Annotated in this window: 15 protein-coding genes and 2 pseudogenes; 13 read left to right on the plus strand and 4 right to left on the minus strand. The window is 58.9% G+C overall.

Features of this window, described 5'->3' with window-relative positions:
• Positions 1–52: 52 nt before the first annotated feature.
• Positions 53–1054, plus strand: coding sequence for a FecR family protein (locus tag JIO00_RS15610; protein ID WP_169857689.1), 1002 nt, complete (start codon positions 53–55; stop codon positions 1052–1054).
• 54 nt (positions 1055–1108) lie between these two features.
• Here the strand turns inward: JIO00_RS15610 and pvdQ are convergent, their stop codons facing one another.
• The gene (gene pvdQ, locus JIO00_RS15615; protein WP_200666221.1) at positions 1109–3454 is read right to left on the minus strand and encodes a bifunctional acylase PvdQ; all 2346 of its coding nucleotides are present in this window, start codon (positions 3452–3454) and stop codon (positions 1109–1111) included.
• A 244-nt stretch (positions 3455–3698) separates the two neighbouring features.
• Between pvdQ and JIO00_RS15620 the strand changes: the two genes are divergently transcribed.
• Entirely contained in the window at positions 3699–4070 is a 372-nt protein-coding gene (locus JIO00_RS15620; protein WP_010460662.1) for a hypothetical protein, read from the plus strand.
• Positions 4071–4089: 19 nt separating this feature from the next.
• Here JIO00_RS15620 and JIO00_RS15625 read toward each other — a convergent pair whose 3' ends face one another.
• On the minus strand, positions 4090–4278 hold the full coding sequence (locus JIO00_RS15625; protein WP_010460665.1) for a hypothetical protein: 189 nt from the start codon (positions 4276–4278) through the stop codon (positions 4090–4092).
• A 157-nt stretch (positions 4279–4435) separates the two neighbouring features.
• Between JIO00_RS15625 and JIO00_RS15630 the strand changes: the two genes are divergently transcribed.
• The 6 genes from JIO00_RS15630 (at position 4436) to JIO00_RS15655 (ending at position 11916) form a co-directional block, all read left to right on the plus strand.
• Positions 4436–4573, plus strand: coding sequence for a hypothetical protein (locus JIO00_RS15630; protein WP_010460667.1), 138 nt, complete (start codon positions 4436–4438; stop codon positions 4571–4573).
• Positions 4574–4840: 267 nt separating this feature from the next.
• On the plus strand, positions 4841–6082 hold the full coding sequence (locus JIO00_RS15635; RefSeq protein WP_200666223.1) for an MFS transporter: 1242 nt from the start codon (positions 4841–4843) through the stop codon (positions 6080–6082).
• A gap of 21 nt (positions 6083–6103) precedes the next feature.
• Positions 6104–7234 carry a LuxE/PaaK family acyltransferase gene (locus JIO00_RS15640; protein WP_200666225.1) on the plus strand — a complete coding sequence of 377 codons (1131 nt, stop codon included), beginning with the start codon at positions 6104–6106 and terminating at the stop codon, positions 7232–7234.
• A 1-nt stretch (position 7235) separates the two neighbouring features.
• Entirely contained in the window at positions 7236–9638 is a 2403-nt protein-coding gene (locus JIO00_RS15645; RefSeq protein WP_200666227.1) for an aldehyde dehydrogenase family protein, read from the plus strand.
• Positions 9639–9691: 53 nt separating this feature from the next.
• Positions 9692–10981 carry an AMP-binding protein gene (locus JIO00_RS15650; RefSeq protein ID WP_083376644.1) on the plus strand — a complete coding sequence of 430 codons (1290 nt, stop codon included), beginning with the start codon at positions 9692–9694 and terminating at the stop codon, positions 10979–10981.
• Complete coding sequence (locus JIO00_RS15655; RefSeq protein ID WP_200666229.1) at positions 10981–11916, plus strand: GNAT family N-acetyltransferase; 936 nt, start codon at positions 10981–10983, stop codon at positions 11914–11916. Before JIO00_RS15650 ends, JIO00_RS15655 begins: the two co-directional genes overlap by 1 nt.
• On the opposite strand, the gene JIO00_RS15660 is transcribed toward JIO00_RS15655, so the two are convergent.
• Complete coding sequence (locus tag JIO00_RS15660; RefSeq protein ID WP_200666231.1) at positions 11905–12831, minus strand: LysR family transcriptional regulator; 927 nt, start codon at positions 12829–12831, stop codon at positions 11905–11907. The two genes, JIO00_RS15655 and JIO00_RS15660, sit on opposite strands and share 12 nt — an antisense overlap.
• A gap of 117 nt (positions 12832–12948) precedes the next feature.
• Here JIO00_RS15660 and JIO00_RS15665 point away from each other — a divergent pair, with 117 nt between their 5' ends.
• Positions 12949–13944, plus strand: a complete 996-nt coding sequence (locus JIO00_RS15665) for an aldo/keto reductase (protein WP_077747752.1) — start codon at positions 12949–12951, stop codon at positions 13942–13944.
• Between the two features lie 45 nt (positions 13945–13989).
• Here the strand turns inward: JIO00_RS15665 and JIO00_RS15670 are convergent, their stop codons facing one another.
• Positions 13990–14523, minus strand: a complete 534-nt coding sequence (locus tag JIO00_RS15670) for a hypothetical protein (protein WP_010460681.1) — start codon at positions 14521–14523, stop codon at positions 13990–13992.
• A gap of 390 nt (positions 14524–14913) precedes the next feature.
• On the opposite strand from JIO00_RS15670, the pseudogene JIO00_RS30170 reads away from it, so the two are divergent.
• The 4 genes and pseudogenes from JIO00_RS30170 to JIO00_RS15685 form a co-directional block, all read left to right on the plus strand.
• Positions 14914–15993 (plus strand): annotated as a pseudogene (locus tag JIO00_RS30170) (cache domain-containing protein); the annotation flags it as partial.
• A gap of 387 nt (positions 15994–16380) precedes the next feature.
• Positions 16381–16905: pseudogene (locus JIO00_RS30175) on the plus strand (methyl-accepting chemotaxis protein); the annotation flags it as partial.
• 192 nt (positions 16906–17097) lie between these two features.
• Positions 17098–17544 (plus strand): DUF411 domain-containing protein, encoded by a 447-nt coding sequence (locus tag JIO00_RS15680; protein ID WP_010460685.1) that lies wholly within the window; start codon positions 17098–17100, stop codon positions 17542–17544.
• Positions 17544–17978, plus strand: coding sequence for a YqaA family protein (locus tag JIO00_RS15685; protein ID WP_200666232.1), 435 nt, complete (start codon positions 17544–17546; stop codon positions 17976–17978). Before JIO00_RS15680 ends, JIO00_RS15685 begins: the two co-directional genes overlap by 1 nt.
• Positions 17979–17997 lie beyond the last annotated feature (19 nt).

Genomic DNA, 17997 nt, shown 5'->3' on the forward strand with positions numbered 1-17997 from the left:
GTTCTCGCAGACTTCCCCTCAAGGTTAGAATGCACGAAATCAGGATGAGTCAATGACCGACAATTCTCTCTCGCAAGCCGAATATGACGCCATCACCGATGCCGCTGCGCACTGGTGCATGCGTCTGCACGCCGTCGACTGCACCGCCGAAGAGCGGATCGCCTTCGAACATTGGCGTGATGTTCATCCGCTGCATGCGTTCGAGTACGAAGCCATGCTCGAGATCTGGGAAGTCGCGGGGGATTTGCCGCGTCCCGAAGCCGTTACATCGGTACCTCGCTTCAAACAGGCCGCACCTTGGCGCACGGTCGGCATCGCCGCCGCCGTGTGCGCCTTGGCGTTGCCGCTGGCGGCGTACAGCGGCTGGAACATGGGCTGGCTACCGAATTCGTATCAGCATTTCGAAGCGAGTGACACGGTCCGTCAGGTCACCCTGAGCGATGGCAGCCAGGTGGAGCTGAACCTCGGCAGCGAACTGATCTTCAGCAACTACAAGGATCAGCGCCGGGTCACGCTGGAAAAAGGCGAGGCCTTCTTCAGCGTCAGCCACGATCTGGCCCACCCTTTTGTTGTCAGGGCAGCGGACGGCAGGATTCGCGTCACCGGGACCAAGTTCAACGTCTGGATGTACGAGGATCAGGTACGCGTGAACCTGATTGAAGGCTCGGTGCTGGTGAGCAGTAACGATGACCTTCCAGGGGATGGCTTGCGCCTGGGGCCGGCGATGCAGGCGCGTTATAAACACGGCGACTTCACGCCGCAGATCAATCAGACCTACCCCAACGACAATTCCCTGGCGTGGCGCAGTGGCAAACTGGTGATCGATGATCTGGCGCTGAACGATGCCCTGCCGTTGATCAACCGTTACCTGAGCAAACCGGTCATGGTCGCTGACCACAGCACCGGCACGATTCGCCTGGGTGGCATCTACAACATCAAGGAATTGAACAACCTGGTGGCGTCCCTGCCCAAGGTGCTGCCGGTCTACCTGACCCGTAACAAGGAAGGTAATCCGGTACTCAATTCGATCCCGCAACAAACCCCTAAAAGCTGAAAAGGCCGCAACCCTCAAGGGGGTGCGGCCTTTTTTACTGCTTGAATCGCCCTCTTACTGAGCGGCGACCTTCCCGGCTTTTTCATCCTGCTCGCGGATCGTCTGCGCCTGATACTGCGGATCTGAGGTTATCTGTTGCTCGGTAAACGGCAGCGTGCTCAACTGCTTCTTCGAAAAGGCAACGGTCTGATCCCGTGAGTACTTCGACGTCGGGTCGCTGGACAACGAGAAAGCCAGCAGGCCTTGGGCGTGCGGCCCCTTGTCATCAAAGGTCACCACTTGCAAATAGCTGGTGCCGCTGATGACTTCAAGTTTGCCGTCGGTTCTCGGAACACTCTGGATGGCGTTGTACACGCCAAGCGTGCCTGGTCCGCCGTGGATCGGTGTCTGTTGCCCACCGCTGCTGACCACCTGAATATCACCCCAACGGCTGTCATCCTTGAGTCCCAGTTTTTCCACCTGTTCCACCGACGCCAGCATCGCCTCGCGAATCGCCTGGGTGACCTGCGAATTATCGAGCGCCAGGCCACGGGGCGTGTGCTGCGGATCTTTCGGATCGAACGCCACTCGCCAGATGTCCGGGACCTGCTGCAACGGTTCCATGACATTCTGGAAGTGTACAAAGCCGAGTCCGCTGTCCAGATTCGCACTGCGGTCCCAGGTCTTCAGGCTCGCGCACATCGGAGCGAGCGTTGCTGCATCGGCACCCAGATCGTTGGCGCAAAATTGCAGCAGGTCCGGCATCACTTGCCCGGCCTGGTACACCTGATCGTCCATCACCATCCGTTGCAGATCCGCCGCCGAGACCGGACCGGCCTTGCTCAGCGTGCTCAACCGGTCCAGAGCGAACCGCGAGCGCAGCCCCAGCGGCTGGCCTTCCTGACTGATCAGGGGCGAGAAGCCGGTGAGCGGTTGCGCCGGATTGGCCATCCACGCCGAATCGTTGGAGTGTTGGACGTAGTCCCTGCGTTGCAGTTGCGGCAACTTGTCCGCCGCATAAATGCCTTTTTGCGCGGCGTTCGGGTCGATGTCCCAGGCACAGGCGCTGTTTGAACCATCGAGCACGATCAACTGCAACCCGACGCGCGGGTCGCTGCACTTGGCGAGTTTGTCTGCACTGACGTTCGGCACCACCGACAGGTTCATGTACAGCGTCTGCCCCTGATCATCCACCGCCAGGGTATTGACCCACGGGATACCCTGAATCTTGTGGACCGAGGCCTGTAGATCCTTGAGGCTGGAGGCCTGGTTCATGGCGTACCACTGCTGCAACACCCGGTCGTTTTCCAGGTTGGCGTCGCGCAGGCTGTAGGCGTACTGATTGTCCCAGTCGAGTTTTCCGGGCCACTGCACGATCGGACCGAACTGCGAGCTGTAGACCACATGGGACACCGCTTTGGTCTGGCCGTCGGGCTGTTTCACGTTTACCGTCACGGTCTGCTTGTTCATCGGCAGCGACTGGCCGTCGAGCAGATAACGGGTCGAATCCTTGGGATCAAGTTGCAGGCGATACAGGGTGAAGTGCTTGGACGTGTCCACCGTATGGGTCCACGCCAGGTGTTGGTTGAAACCGATATTGATCATCGGCAACCCCGGCAACGCCGCGCCCATCACGTCCAGCTTGCCGGGAATGGTCAGGTGCATCTGGTAGAAGCGCATCCCGCCAATCCACGGGAAATGCGGGTTGGCCAGCAACATCCCACGGCCGTTGAACGAACGTTCGCTGCCGACCGCCACCGCGTTGCTGCCGCGATCCAGCGCGAACCGCTGCATGCGCGTGGCCGCCAGCTGAAATGACGACCCTTCGCCCGCGGCCTGAGCAACGGCCTTGGGTGGCGTCGCCCCCGCCAACGCTTCGGCGAACTGCCCTACGCCACCTTCGACCAACAGGCGGCGGGTCAACTTGACCAGGTCCTGCGAGGTGATGTCGCGCACCCATTCGCCCTGGCACTGCTGCGGCAAACCCTGTGCACGACGCTCGGTCAGCGAGCGGTTGTATCCGGCCACATAACCCTCGACCAGATCACGCACTGCCTGAGTTTGCGCCTTCCAGAACCCGGCGACGGCTTCAGGGGTATTGAGCCAGGCGAAGAACAGGTCGCTGACCTGGTTCTCGCGCTCCTCGACCGTCAGCTGATCCGGGCCGAAGTAGCGTGAGCGCTCGCCATTGACGGTGACAATCTCATTGGCCAGCAAGCACAGGTTGTCCTGCGCATAGGCGTAACCGATGCCATAACCGAGTCCACGCTCGTTTTCGGCACGAATATGCGGCACACCAAAACTGGTGCGGCGAATGTCGGCGCTGGCCTGCTCCGGCGCATTGCGTGCATTTGCCGCAAGACTCAGCCCTACCAACATGCCCGCAAGGCTCAACCTGGTAAATTGCCTGGAAATAATCACGCTCGCTCCTGATCGAAAAGACAAACACCCTGCGTCAAACACGCATCGCGCCTTCCCCTAGGAACGAAACCCACGACAAAAATTTAGGCCCTGAAAGGCGCTTTAACCAGCCTGCTCACAGGACGCTGACGTGATGGTGACGAATTTTCTACATTCGATCCTTCATTATTTGCCGTGCTCATACGTCTTATTGAATGAGAGCACCCATCACATTTCCTGGCCGGCTCGGAAAAGGAGTTTTTGCATGTACAACTCGCAACTGCCAACGGACGGTAGTCACGCGCCCAAGCGTTCAGCCATGGACTCCGGGGTCTTCAGTCAACGAGGCGAGCGTAATGGTAACGAGCGGATCAGATTGCTGCTCAAAAGCTTCGGCCTGCGAACCAGCCTGATTCGCCTCAAGGTCATCGACGCCTTGCTGACCGCCGCCGAAAGCGAGCGCAGCCTGGGCGTGCGAGGCGTGCACGGCCATTTGCTGGACCTGGATATTCCCCTGTCCTTTCTGAGTGTGCGAGAAGTGTTGAAACGCTTGTGCAGCGAAGGCGTGATCACCCTCAATGCCGACAAAAGCTACAGCCTGCATCCGCACGCTGTAGCCATGCTCCATCGCGACTGATCAGGTCAAGGTGCGTCGCTCAAGGCTTGACCTTGCGACGCATCACACCATTGACCACCACCACGATCACCGCGACGCCGATGGCGATGTACTGAAACAGCTTCTCACTGATGACGCCTGCGTTTTGCAGATACGAAAGGCCGAACATGATCCCCAACACCACCAGGGAGATCAGAATCGAGTATTTCAAACGTTGCGACTGAGTCATTGCGAATTCCTGAACCTGAAAAATGTGTCCGGTATGTATCCGAAAGCATGCCAAGCCCCTACCTTTGTGCAGGAATGGGACGCTGCAAACGGGGTCTCATGTTACAGCCGATGAAGAGATTTGGCTTTATTACGGCGATAACCATGAGGATTTTCAAATGTTCCGTCGAATCACACGGCTGATTCCCCTGCTCGCGCTGCTGATGCTGAGCGGCTGCATCGTTTTCCCCCACGGTGGCCGGCACGGCGACCACCATTACGATCGCGGTGGACCGGGTTATTACCAGCATCGATAACGTATGACGCGTAAGTAATTGAACACCCGCTTGTAAGAAAAGTGGATATTCCGTGATTGCTGAACCAATGCCCGCCCCGTTGCGGGCATTTTTCGTACATACACTTTCCCTTCTTTTTTTACTGCCCTCCCCCCATCGAAACCTGGCGAAAACTATTGAAGCTTTCAGTCTTAATAGTCCGTTTGAGGTATTCATACCCGCTTGATTAATCTTGGCGCATCGCAATAAGACCCACTATTTAACTTCACGAAGAAGAACAGGGATGCCATGCACAAACCGCTCATAAATATTAGCCCCTATCAGGTGTTCGGCTTTTGCCTTGCCATTACTTTTTTTGAACTTCTGACGTATATGGCCAGCGACATGATCATGCCCGCCATGTTGACCGTCACTCATGATCTGAATGCCAGCGGGAGACATGTCCCCTACGCCTTCAATCTTTATCTGGCGGGCGGCATTCTTCTGCAATGGCTTATTGGTCCGCTGTCGGATCAGTTCGGTCGCCGACCGATGTTGCTCATCGGTTGCGGTTTATTCGCCCTGTCCTGTGCCGCCGCGTTCAGCGTGCACAGCATTTATGCGTTCAACGGCTTGCGGGTGATTCAGGGCATGGGGCTGGGATTTGTCATCGCGGTCAGCTATCCAGCCTTGCAAGAAGTTTTCTGCGAAGCCGACGCGGTAAAAATCATGGCGTTGCTGGGCAACGTTGCATTGCTCTCTCCGCTGCTGGGGCCGTTGCTCGGTAGCCTGCTGCTGGAGTGGTTGTCCTGGCGGCAGCTGTTTTTACTGCTGGGTATCGGCGGCCTGTTGGTCTGGCTCGGGCTTTACCTGTTCATGCCGGAAACCGTGGGTACCTCGCGTCATGACGGTCAGCGACTGGCGGCGGTGCCGTTCGAATGGCGCGGCACCGTGCGCCGTTATGCCGCGTTGCTCGGCAACCCGCGATTCCTCAGCGCCTCGGTCGCGCTGGGGGTCATGAGCCTGCCCTTGATTGCGTGGATCGGGCTGGCTCCGCTCCTGCTGATTCACAATCAGGGACTTTCACCCTTGCAGTACGGCCTGTGGCAGATCCCGGTGTTTGCGGCCGTCATTCTCGGCAACCTGATACTCAATCGATTGATCGCCGACACTGAATTGCCGCAACTGATTCGATACGCGTTGTGGCCGTTTTGCGGCGGACTCCTCACCTTGCTCGCCAGCAGTTTCTACGGGGCGTCTACGCCTTTGCTCATCAGCGCCCTGGCCGTTTACGCCATAGGCCTTGGCATGAGCAACGCCGCCCTGTACCGGCTCGCGCTGTTTTCAAGCGACGACAGCAAAGGCCTGGTCTCGGCCATGATCGGCATGATCTCGATCGCCGTCATGGGCGGCGGCGGCTCGCTGATTGCGGCGGCCGGTGCCGGTGAAAACCACGAATCCTTCGCCCTGATGGCGGCTATTGCAGGGCTCATGTGCCTGCTGCCCTTGCGCCTTTTTCTGCGGCGTTCTCACCTCCCGCTTGCTGCCTGACTCCACCCGAAAGGTCCTTTGATGATCCATTTACCCCACACCGATGCGCTTTGCGCGTTAACGCAACCCTATTGCCTGGATTCCGTGCCTGAAGGCCTGTTCGACCGGGCCATGGGGGAAATCAGCCTGTTTCATTGTCACCACACGCCTGGCTATGAGCGCTGGCTCAACAGCAACGGGCTGGTCGCTCAAGACCTGGCGACACTGGATGACTGGTCAAGACTACCGCCGATTTTCGCTCACTATTTCAAACGTCACCTGTTGTTCGGCCCTACGGGCGAAGGCGCGCTGGAGCTGACATCGTCCGGTACCAGCGGCCAGAAAAGTCGCCTGCGCTATGACCAGCGCAGCATGGCGGCCGCCCAGGGCATGGTGAGCCACATTTTTCGCCATTACGGCTGGGACACTCCGGACAGTCCCTGCAACTACTTGCTGCTGAGCTATGAACCCAAGGCTGCGATCACCTTGGGCACTGCGTACACCGACCAGTTTCTGTGCAGCTATGCGCCGGTCAACCGCATCGCTTATGGATTGCGCCTGACGGGCAACGGTCACGCGTTCGATGTTTTTGGGGTGATCCGCGCCTTGCAGGAATTCGCCGAAGAAGGATTGCCGGTGCGCATTCTCGGCTTCCCGGCGTTCCTCTCCCACGCGTTGCAGCACATGGAAGACACCGGCGTCTCGGATCTGAAGCTACCGGCCGAGTCCCTGGTGTTTCTCGGGGGGGGTTGGAAAACCCAGGCCGCACAGGAAATTCCTTTGTCGCAGTTGTATCAACGCATCCACCGCCAATTGGGCATCGACCTGTCCCGCTGCCGGGACGGTTACGGCGCTGTCGAGCATGCCGTGCCCTACATCCAGTGTGCTCGGCAGCATTTCCATGTGCCGGTTTATTCGAAGGTCTTCGTGCGCAACCCAACCAGTTTCACTGTTCAACCCTACGGTCAGCGCGGCTTGTTGGAGTTCGTGTCGCCGTACATTTCGTCCAGCCCCGCGCACGCCGTTGTCATGGGCGACCTGGCGACGCTGCACTCTGGTGCCAGCTGCGGATGCGGCTTGCAGACCGACTGGTTTGAACTGCACGGACGCGCCGGAACGACCGCCAGCCGAAGCTGCGCAATGGCCGCGTCTGAACTGATTGAAGGAGCCTGACATGTACTTGATCAATGGTGAACTGCGGGACGATATCACCCTCGAGACAGCCCTCGAGCAACTGCATCCACAATTGCCACAGCGGTTGAATGCACCGATCGACAGCGACACCGTCATCGACGCAGCGGCTCGATTTGCCCTGCAATTGCAAGCTGGCCGACTGGATGTGCCCCTCGACAACGATCAACGATTGGGGCTTGTCGACTTCTGCCAACGCAGCCACCTCACCACCAAACTTGAACGTGAGTTGGGTGTGCAACCGCGTTCGTTACGGCGTATTGATTACCGGCAAGCCTGTTTTGAAAGCTGGCATCCGCTGGGGCTGGTGGTGCACATCACGCCGGGCAATGCGCCGATGCTGGCATTCTGCGCGGTCCTGGAAAGCCTGTTGGCCGGCAACATCAACTGGCTGCGCCCCAGCTCCAGCGATCAAGGATTGACCGCCCGGTTACTCGCCGCGCTGGTGCATTGCGACACCAGTGGCCAGTTGGCTGATTTCATCGCGGTGCTGCCGGTCAGCACGGCTCAGATAGCGCAACTCTGCACCCGCGCCGATGGCGTCGCCGCCTGGGGTGGTGAAAACGCGCTAAAAGCGATTCGTCAGCAGATCCCGGCCGGGTGTCGCTGGATCGATTGGGGCCACAGGATCAGCTTCGCTTATCTGTCGCCCGAGGCGGCGAGCGATTCGGCGCTGGACGCGCTGGTGGATGAAGTGTGCAGTCTGGATCAGCAAGCTTGCTCCAGCCCGCAATGGCTGCTGGTAGACAGCAACGATCCGGCGGTTTTGCTGGACCTGGGTGAACGTCTGGCCAAAGCCTTTACACGTCGTTCCTCACATTGGCCGGCGCTGGTTCCTACTGACCAGGAGGCTTCGGAAGTCACCACCCGTACCGCGATGGCGAGGCTGGAACACTGCTTTGCGCAGCAGACTGGTCAGGTCTGGACCGGCCCGGGATGGAGGGTCATCTGGGATCACCATCAGACGCTCGCGCCCTCGCCGCTGTTTCGTACACTGCTGCTCAAACCGGTGCCGCAACACTTGATCGCCGAGACGCTATTGCCTTGGCGCACCGTCCTGCAAAGCTGCGGGCTGATGTGTTCTGCGGTGCAGACGCCCGGGTTGGTGCGCTCGCTGGTCAATGCCGGCGTTACGCGTATTGCCCCGTGCGGGCTGATTCATGACGGCTACCCTGGGGAACCCCATGACGGCGTCTACGCGCTGTCGCGCTTCAGTCGCCGCCTCTCGGTGAGTCTGTCGCCTGAGGCCGTGCCTGGCCGGGCAACACTCGACGCGCTGCCAACCGCTGCGGATACACGTCATGAGCCGATCATGGACAAAAACACATTCATGACCCAGCCGATCAACGCCATGGCCCAGCTGTTTTTCCGCTCTGGGGGCAGCAGCGGCACGCCAGCCCTGGCCGGGTTCAGCTATCAGGACTTTCAACGGCAGATGCGCGCGGCGGCAGACGGCCTGTTCGCCGCCGGTCTCGACCCGTCAACGGATCGGGTGATGAACCTGTTTTACGGCGGGAGCCTGTATGGGGGATTCTCCAGCTTCACCAAGGTTCTGGAATTGATGGGCGTTACACATTTCCCCATGGGGGCGCCGCACGATGATGACTTCAGCGAAATGGCCCGAATGATCGTGGATCATCGCATCACCGTGCTGATCGGCATGCCGAGTACGTTACATCGCTTGTTTTTCAACGAACAAAGCCAGCTTCGCGCGTACTCGGGCATCAGCAAAGTGTTCCTCGGCGGCGAGCACCCTGGCCAGGCCAGCCTGCGCCTGATGGAAAGCTGCGGAGTCTCGACGATTCGCTCCGCGATTTATGGCTCGGTCGATGCCGGTCCGCTGGGGCATGCCTGCTCGGCAACGGCAGACGGCGTCTTTCATTTGATGTGCGATACCCAGCATCTGGAAATCGTGCATCTCGAACACGATTCTCCGGTGCAAGCCGATGAGATCGGCCGGCTGCTGTTCACCTCTCGGGCCCGGCAAGGCCAGGCCGTGCGCCGGTATGACGTGGGGGACACCGGTCGCTGGATATCCGGAGCCTGCCCTTGCGGGCTCGACTCACCGCGATTCGAATTGCTGCAGCGCCACGGCAAGCTGATACGGATGGGCACGGAATTCATTTCACCGTCGGCGCTGCAGGACAGCCTCGGCCTGCCCGTTCAACTTGTGCTGGACCACGCCTGCGATGGCAGCGAGCGGCTGAAGGTTTTAGTGAACCTGGAGGCCGAAAAGGCGTATGAAAAGTTATTGACCCACGCCGCACTGACCAATGCCGTGAATGCCGCGCTGATCACGATAGAAGTTCACGAGTGTGCTGAATCCGAATTCACCAAAAACAAACACAGCGGAAAAACACCGTTGGTTATCGACAACAGACATTAAACATCTCGTTTGTCTTTTAATCTCACAACGCCTGATAAAAAAAAGAGAACCCAGTGAAAACAACTTATTCGCTTGAACAACTCTTGCCTTATATAAGGCAACACTCAAACTTCTATCGCAAACACCTGCAACACTTACCGGCAGAAGGTATTACTTTAAAAGACCTGCCGCTGACCAATGTGGCCGACTATTGGGCTGACAGTAACGACCTGAATCATTGGCCTGTGCTGACCGGCAACATCGAAGACGCGCTGGTGTTTAAAACCGGCGGATCCACCAGTCAGGGCAAACTGACGGTTTACTCGACCCGCGAGTGGCAAGCCTTGGTCAGTACGTTTGGAAACAGTGTTTCCTCTCAACTGAAGGACGGTGACAGGGTCGCCAACCTGTTCTTTTCCGGCGATCTCTACGCCAGTTTTCTGTTCATCCACGACTCGCTGGCGCACGTCAAAAGGTCCATCTGTGAGTTTCCGTTCACCGGCGAAGTCAGCATGGATGTCCTGGCGGATGCGCTGGATCAGCACCGGATCAACGTGCTGGTGGGTGTGCCGGCGCAGTTGTTGAAATTCGCCGCGTACCTGAATCAGCATCAGCGGGTGCTGTGTGGGGTTGATACGTTGCTGTACGGCGGCGAAAGCCTGTTCGGCCCGCAATTGGCCATCCTCACCCAGGTATTTCCCAATGTGCGCATCGCCTCAATCGGCTACGCCAGTGTCGATGCGGGCCTGATCGGCGCGACAAGCCGCGACTGCGCCTTGGGCGAGCATCGGGTATTTGAACCCCAGACCCTGCTGGAAATCGTCGACGAACTGACCGGTGAAGTCATTGAACAATGCGACCACACCGGATTATTGCTGGTGACCAACCTGACCCGCCAACTCATGCCGCTGCTGCGTTATCCGGTAGGCGACCGTGCCTGCTGGCGTGAGCCCGCCAACACCCCGATGCGCAAATTCGCCCTCAAGGGGCGTAGCGCCCATAGTCAGCGGGTTCGTGTGGGGTCGGCGTCGTTGTTGATCGACGAAATGCGACAGATCGTCCAGCGCGTTGCTGGCACCGACCAATGGCAATTGCGCATCGAACATGACGGCTACAAGGACATCGTCAGTGTGACATGGGTGCCTGACGCAAACGCCGTGGCCACCGCCCCACGATGCCTGGCATTGTATGAAGCGCTTATGGCCCATTACCCCGCGCTCGATCATCTGAATCGCGAAGGGCTGCTGGAGTTGCGAGTGCTGTCCTGCAACGTCACCGACCTGAAGCTTCACCCTCGTTCCGGCAAACAGATGCGGGTCCTGGATTTGCGCCCCTATGACGCGCCATCGCTGGAGACTGCGTGATGTCTCATCTGATTTTTCGACGCTACCGCCCTTCCGACGCCCGCGCCGTGAGCCAGTTGTTTCGCGAGGTATATGGCGATCATTACGTTCAACCGGATGTTTACCTGCCGCACATGATCAGCCAGCACACCGCCGAGGGTCGCTGGAAATCGATGCTGGCGGTGGATGATGTACGCGTTCTGGGGCATGCCGCGTTATGCCACGCATCGTCCCCGCAGAGCGCGGAACTGGCTCTCAGCGTGGTGCATCCCGCGGCGCAGGGGCAAAGTATCGCGACACGTCTGGGCCGGGAGTTACTGTTGCAGGCCGGGGCACTGGGTTTTAAGAGCGTCCTGATCAAGCAAGTGACCCACCATCCGTACACGCAACGCATGGCCGCAAACATCGGTTTCCACAGCACGGGAGTGCTGCCCGACTACGTTCCTTCGCCCTTCGCCGAACCGCACCCGGAAACCATTGTGATGGGCTGCCACGTGGTCGAAGGGCAGGCGCGTCCTCTTCCCGACATTCCCTGGCCCGAACGCTACCGGGGGTTTATGCAGCACCTGAGTTCGCTGTTCGGAACCCATCCAGAAATGCCCCCACAACCTTCGATACCCTTGCAGATCAAGCAGCACCATCACCGCTTCGACATGGTCATTCACCGTCTGACCAAACGTCTGCTCGACCAGATCCGGCAATTGCCCGGTCACTGGATGATCTCGACCCGACTTGCGCTGTCGCGACACTTCGCCGAAGACTTGCGCAGTTTGACGACGCTTGGCTTCTCGTTTACCGGGTTGATGCCCGCTCCCGGCAGTCATGGATGGTTTGCCCTCTTTCATCGAGGGGCGCGGCCTCGGTCCCTCAATCTGCATTGCCCCTACATGCAACAGTTGCACGACGATTTGCAGCAAAACACCGAAGCACTGGGCAGCGCTCGCTCAGCCGCTTGAGTCTTTTCGGTAAAACTCATTGCCCGGCTGCGCGCAAAGCTCCACCAGCCAGTCGACAAACACCCTCACCCGCCGGGACAACTGGCGGTGTGGAGGATAGAGCGCCGTCAACGGCATGCCGGGGGGCGGCGTCGCGTTCAATACTTCGCACAAACGCCCTTCCTTCAATTGGCGGGCGACATGGTAGTACGGCGTCTGGATCAGTCCGTAACCCGCCTCACAAGCAGCCAGGTACCCGTCGGCACTGTTGACCGACACGTGCTTGGGCAGGTCAATCAACCGGAGTTGATCATCGACCATGAATTCCAGCCCGAACCGCTTGCCGGTGGTGCCGGAGAAATACTCCACCATCTGATGGCCCTCAAGGTCAGCCAGATTGTGCGGGGTTCCATGGCGCGCCAGGTACTCGGCGCTGGCGCAGGTGATCTGGTCGAGCATGACCAGCGGCCGCGCCACCAGTGACTCATCCAGCGCCGCCCCGCCGCGCAGCACACAATCAACGCCTTCACGAATCAGGTCGACAGGTCGGTCATTCAAACCGATTTCCAGTTCGATCAACGGATAGCGGCGGGTGAACTGCGGCAATGCCGGAATCACGATCAGGCGCCCGATCCCGGACGGCATGTCCACTCGCAGCAGGCCTTTGGGGTTGTGGTGGGCGGCGGAAAACACCGCTTCGGTTTCCTCCAGATCGGCCAGCAACCGCACGCAACGGGGGTAATAGGCTGCGCCGTCGAGGGTCAGGCTGATCTGCCGCGTGGTCCGTTGCAGCAGTTGCACGCCAAGGTGAGCCTCAAGTTGCTTGATCAGGATGGTCACCGACGCGCGGGGCAATTGCAGGCTGTCCGCGGCTTTGGCAAAGCCGCCCAGCTCGACGATTCGGGTGAACACGCGCATGGCGTTAAAACGGTCCATTGTCAGGCGATCCGGTTGATTATTTAGAAATTGCGAACAGTGATAGCAGTTGTAGCCGGTTTATCTTGTTTCTGTCGAGGTCAACACTGGAGGCTTACACCACAGGGAGTTCATTTCATGCAAACACGTCAATTGGGCAAAAACGGCCCACAGGTTTCTGCCATCGGTTTGGGCTGCATGGGCATGACCGATTTCTATACGACCGGTGTCGATACCCGTGAAGCCACCGCCACCCTACATCGGGCGCTGGAGCTGGGGATCAACCTGCTCGACACCGCAGACATGTACGGCCCGCACACCAACGAAGAGTTGATCGGCAAGGCCATCGTCGGCAAACGCGAGCAGGTGTTCCTGGCCAGCAAGTTCGGCATTGTCCGCGATCCGTCCAATCCCGGCGCCCGGGGCGTCAACGGCCGACCGGACTACATTCGCACGTCTATCGACGGCACGCTCAAACGACTGGGCGTTGAAACCCTGGATTTGTACTACCAGCACCGGATCGATCCGCAGGTGGCCATTGAGGAAACCGTCGGCGCCATGGCCGAGTTGGTCAAAGTCGGCAAGGTGCGTTATCTGGGCTTGAGTGAGGCGTCAGTGGCCACGCTGGAACGGGCACACAAGGTTCATCCGATCAGCGCCCTGCAAAGTGAGTATTCGCTGTGGAGCCGTGACCAGGAAGAGAACGGTTGCCTGGCTGCGTGCCAGCGTCTGGGCATTGCGTTCGTCCCTTACAGCCCATTGGGTCGTGGCTTTCTGACGGGGGCACTGAAAAGCCCGGATGACTTTGCCGCCGACGATTACCGGCGCTTCAGCCCGCGCTTTGAAGGGGAAAATTTCGCGAAAAACCTGTTGCTGGTGCAGCAGGTACAAGCCTTGGCAGCCGACAAAGGGGTGACGGCGGGCCAATTGGCGCTGGCCTGGGTGCTGGCGCAAGGTGACTACCTGATCCCGATTCCCGGGACCAAACAGCGTAAATACCTTGAAGAAAACGTTGGCGCACTGGAGGTGAAACTCAGCGACCACGACTTGCATGCCCTGGAAGCGATTTTCCCGGCCAATGCCACCGCAGGCTTGCGCTATCCAGAGGAAGTCATGAAATTACTTGATCGGTAACCAACGCCAGGCCCATTCGGTCTGAGTGGGCCGGCACTGCGAGCATCAAGCCTTGGATCTGACGCCACCGTCGGTAGCAGGCACCGTTGTACCGTTGCCCTTGCCGTAAGCCTGCAGGTTCTGCAGCACATAAATCGCCGTCTTGTATTCCGGAATCAGGCCGGCGGCGTATCTGTCGCCCTTGATGCTGTTGTTCTGGATGGTGTCCAGTTGCGTAGCGAAATACTCCAGCGCATTGAATTTTGCATCCGGGTCTTTCTGAATACCAAACCGGTCGAATTTGTCACCGGCGTTCATCAACGTCATCGACGTGATATCGGAAATCAATCCCTTGCCTCGCAAAAAGGCGCTGAGATTGCCCAGCTGTTTGGCGGAGACATTTTCCGGGTCAAAGCCTTTCACGTTCCGATGGATTTTCTGCTCATCCATTTTCGCCGTGTTCAGCGCGTTTGGATTGGTCCCCACCAGTGCCAGCATCTGCTTGACCCTGGCGCTGTGGGTGACAGGTTTGCCCCCGCCCGTATCCTGAACCAGCAACCCTGCCTTGGGAGTCCAGGCCCCTGTGTAGCCGATAGTCATGAATGAACTCCCGACTGCGTGACCATAAAAAATTCCTTGTTAAGTCCAGTTTTAGAGCCGCCGAGTATCGGCCTGGCAACTAGCCATACCAACAACTTTTTTCCAGTTTTTACAATTTTTGTACATGTTAGATACAAAGCACCAAGCGCCTTGTTTCATTGGTCTACACATTCTTTTCAAAAGAGGTCTAGCCAACTAATCAGCCTCTTGTACGTCTTGGTTAGTTTATTTGTATCAACATCGACACTGTCCGGCCCTTGACCGCTCGTCACCCTGCCCCTTTCTAGCACGCTCGTACCTAAAGCTCGTCCCTTGCAAGCCGATAGCTCTTCGAAGCGCCGATTTTCATTCCGAAAACCACAATAAGAACGCTGCACAAGGACCGGTCCCATGCCCGCATTCCGCACCATCCAGGCTCGTTACACGCTGTTTCTGGTCCTGTTCATCCTTCTGTTATTCGTCCTCACGGTGGTCGGCATCAGCCAGTTGGTCGCCCCCAAGCTTCGTCACACCGAAGAACAGGTGGCCCTCAACCGCATCGCCGAAGTGGCCGAGCAAATCCAGGGCGAACTGAACAAGGTTCAGGCGCAACAGCGCAGCATCACCCAGACCATTCCGTTGCTCGACAGCGCCGCCATCGACACGGTGCTGCCAGGCCTGGTCGATCAATACGGCGAGTTGAAAGTGTTCGGAGGCGGTATCTGGCCGTTACCCGGCCAGCGTGAGGCCGGGCGTAACAAGTTCAGCACCTTCTGGCACCGCGACGCCTCGGGCAAGCTGGCGGTCAATACGTTCTGGAACAGTGACGCCGCTCCCAACTATTACGACCAGACCTGGTACAAGGGCGGCATGCAAACCCCGCGCGGCCAATGCGCCTGGGCCGCGGCCTATAAAGATGACGCCAGCGCCGAGCCACGGACCAACTGCGCCATGGCCATTCAGAAAAATGGCGCGGCGTATGGCGTCTCGACTATCGACGTGACGCTGGGCTTCTTCAATGACTTGATCGCCCGCAAGGAAAAAGACCTCGGCGCCGAAATGCTGATCGTCGAAGCTGACGGCAAGATCATCAGCAACAGCTCGAGGATCAGTGGGCCGATCGTGCTGAAGAACATCAGTGAACTGGCCGGCAACTCGCCGTTCGCCAGTCAAGTGAAGGCCGGCCTGCAAAACCGTGATCAGTCGCAGCGGGTCGAGTTCGACAACAACGGTGAAGCCAACACCTTCTTCATGCGCCCGATCGAAGGCACCCCGTGGTTCCTCGCCACGGCCCTGCCGACCTCGCTGATCACCGCCCAGCGTGACGATGTGCTCAGTACCTTGAGCCTGCTGCAAATCCCGATGGTGATTCTGCTGGTGTTGCTGCAGATCTATGCGATTCGCCAACTGATCCAGCGGATGAAAATCCTCAAAGCCAACATTGATGCCCTGTCCGCGGGCGATGCCGACCTGACCAAGCGCATCACTATCCGCGCCGAAGACGAACTGGGCGCCATCGGGCACTCGGTCAACGCCTTCATCATTTATTTGCAGAACATGATCGGCGAAGTCACCCAGGCCACCGGTGCCATGGCCTCCAGTCTGGACAACCTGCAGCGGACTTCCGCCCACACCAGTCAGATTCTGGTGCGCCATGCGTCTGAAACGGATCAGACGGTCACGGCGATTACCGAGATGAGTTCGACCGCCGAAAGCGTCGCGCAGAATGCCGCTGAAACGGCGGCCTTCACCCAGCGCGCCAACGAGAACGCCGATCGTTCACGGGTCGTGGTCGGTGAAGCGTCCAGCAGCGTGATCGCCTTGATCGACGAGGTGGCGAGCGCCACCCATAAAGTCGAAAGCATGCAGGAAGACGCGCAACGCATCACCGAAATCCTCGGGGTGATTGGCGCGATTGCCGGGCAGACCAACTTACTGGCGCTCAACGCCGCGATCGAAGCGGCCCGGGCCGGTGAGCAAGGTCGCGGTTTCGCGGTCGTCGCCGATGAAGTCCGCGCCCTCGCCGCCCGCACGCAAGCCAGCACTTCGCAAATCAATGAAATGCTCAAGCGCCTGACCCAAGGCGTGAGTTCGTCTGTAACCGCGATGGAAAATACCCAGGCCAGTTGCCAGTCTGCCGCCGATGCCACGGCGCGGGTCAACACGGGCCTGGATGAAATGGCCGGCTCGGTCAGCCACATCAACAGCCTGAGTACGCAGATCGCCACCGCCGCCGAGCAGCAAAGCGCGGTGACCGAAGAGATCAACCGCAGCATGGTGCAGATCCGTCACATGGTGGATGAGCTGGTGAAAAGCGGCCAGGCCAGCGAACTTAATACCCAACAACTGCTGCAAGCCAACGCGCGTGTCAGCTCGATCATGGGGCGGTTCAAGGTTCGTTGATCGCTGCTGAATTACACATGCTCCCTGGGGCCGGGGAGTTGGGTCTGGTGAGGATCTTTGTGGCGAGGGGGCGTGCCCCCTCGCCACGACAGCTTGGCGTACCTGTATTACTTCGAAACAACCTCGTATCTCTTCCCGGCAAAAAATGGTCAAAATGCATCTTTTTGGCCGCAACCCGAGACGAGATCCCCCATGCGAATCCACCTGCGTCTGGTCGCCTTGAGCGCCCTGTTTATCTCCTCCATGGCCCAGGCCGCCGACCTGGTCCCGATCGAAGTCCACCGTGACGCCAACTGCGGCTGCTGCAAAAAATGGATCAGCCACCTCGAGGCCAACGGCTTCAAGGTTGAAGACCACGTCGAATCCAACATGAGCGAATTCAAGCAGCAGCACGGCGTGCCTCCACGCCTGGCGTCCTGCCACACCGGCCTGATCAACGGCAAATTCGTCGAAGGCCATGTGCCTGCGGATCAAGTCCTGGCCTTGAGCAAACGCAATGACCTGCTGGGTGTTGCGGCACCGGGCATGCCTATGGGTTCGCCGGGCATGGAAATGGACGGCATGAGCGATGCCTATCAAGTGATCGGCCTGAAAAAGGACGGCACTGATGTGGTGGTGGCGGACTACCCGGCCCATTGATGGGTGGCGCCTACATCGGGCTGTTCTTCGCGGCGTTCGGTGCCGCGACCTTGCTGCCGTTGCAGTCCGAAGCGCTGCTCGTGGGGCTGTTGCTCAGCGAACAGTATTGGCTATGGTTGCTGCTGGCCGTCGCGACGCTGGGTAATGTCCTCGGTTCGGTGGTGAATTGGTGGCTCGGCTGTCGCATCGAGCGGTTTCGCGACCGGCGCTGGTTTCCGGTCAGCCCGCGCCATCTGGAACAGGCCCGAAAACACTATCAACGCTATGGTCATTGGTCATTGCTGCTGAGTTGGGTGCCAATCATCGGTGACCCGCTGACGTTGGTGGCCGGCGTCATGCGCGAGCCGCTTGGGCGGTTCCTGCTGATCGTGACGCTCGCCAAATGTGCTCGTTATGGCGTGCTGGCCCTGGCCACGCTCGGCTGGATCGGTTGAACGATCGGCGGCGGCGATT

It is taken from the genome of Pseudomonas sp. SW-3 (assembly GCF_016615645.1).
Taxonomy (GTDB): Bacteria; Pseudomonadota; Gammaproteobacteria; order Pseudomonadales; family Pseudomonadaceae; genus Aquipseudomonas; species Aquipseudomonas mandelii.

Coding starts and splice junctions, on each gene's coding strand:
- JIO00_RS15655 (WP_200666229.1), top strand. CDS start 10,981: ATGTCTCATCTGATTTTTCGACGCTACCGCCCTTCCGACGCCCGCGCC.
- JIO00_RS15625 (WP_010460665.1), bottom strand. CDS start 4,278: ATGACTCAGTCGCAACGTTTGAAATACTCGATTCTGATCTCCCTGGTG.
- JIO00_RS15660 (WP_200666231.1), bottom strand. CDS start 12,831: ATGGACCGTTTTAACGCCATGCGCGTGTTCACCCGAATCGTCGAGCTG.
- JIO00_RS15685 (WP_200666232.1), top strand. CDS start 17,544: ATGGGTGGCGCCTACATCGGGCTGTTCTTCGCGGCGTTCGGTGCCGCG.
- JIO00_RS15635 (WP_200666223.1), top strand. CDS start 4,841: ATGCACAAACCGCTCATAAATATTAGCCCCTATCAGGTGTTCGGCTTT.
- JIO00_RS15620 (WP_010460662.1), top strand. CDS start 3,699: ATGTACAACTCGCAACTGCCAACGGACGGTAGTCACGCGCCCAAGCGT.
- JIO00_RS15645 (WP_200666227.1), top strand. CDS start 7,236: ATGTACTTGATCAATGGTGAACTGCGGGACGATATCACCCTCGAGACA.
- JIO00_RS15680 (WP_010460685.1), top strand. CDS start 17,098: ATGCGAATCCACCTGCGTCTGGTCGCCTTGAGCGCCCTGTTTATCTCC.
- JIO00_RS15630 (WP_010460667.1), top strand. CDS start 4,436: ATGTTCCGTCGAATCACACGGCTGATTCCCCTGCTCGCGCTGCTGATG.
- JIO00_RS15670 (WP_010460681.1), bottom strand. CDS start 14,523: ATGACTATCGGCTACACAGGGGCCTGGACTCCCAAGGCAGGGTTGCTG.
- JIO00_RS15665 (WP_077747752.1), top strand. CDS start 12,949: ATGCAAACACGTCAATTGGGCAAAAACGGCCCACAGGTTTCTGCCATC.
- JIO00_RS15610 (WP_169857689.1), top strand. CDS start 53: ATGACCGACAATTCTCTCTCGCAAGCCGAATATGACGCCATCACCGAT.
- JIO00_RS15640 (WP_200666225.1), top strand. CDS start 6,104: ATGATCCATTTACCCCACACCGATGCGCTTTGCGCGTTAACGCAACCC.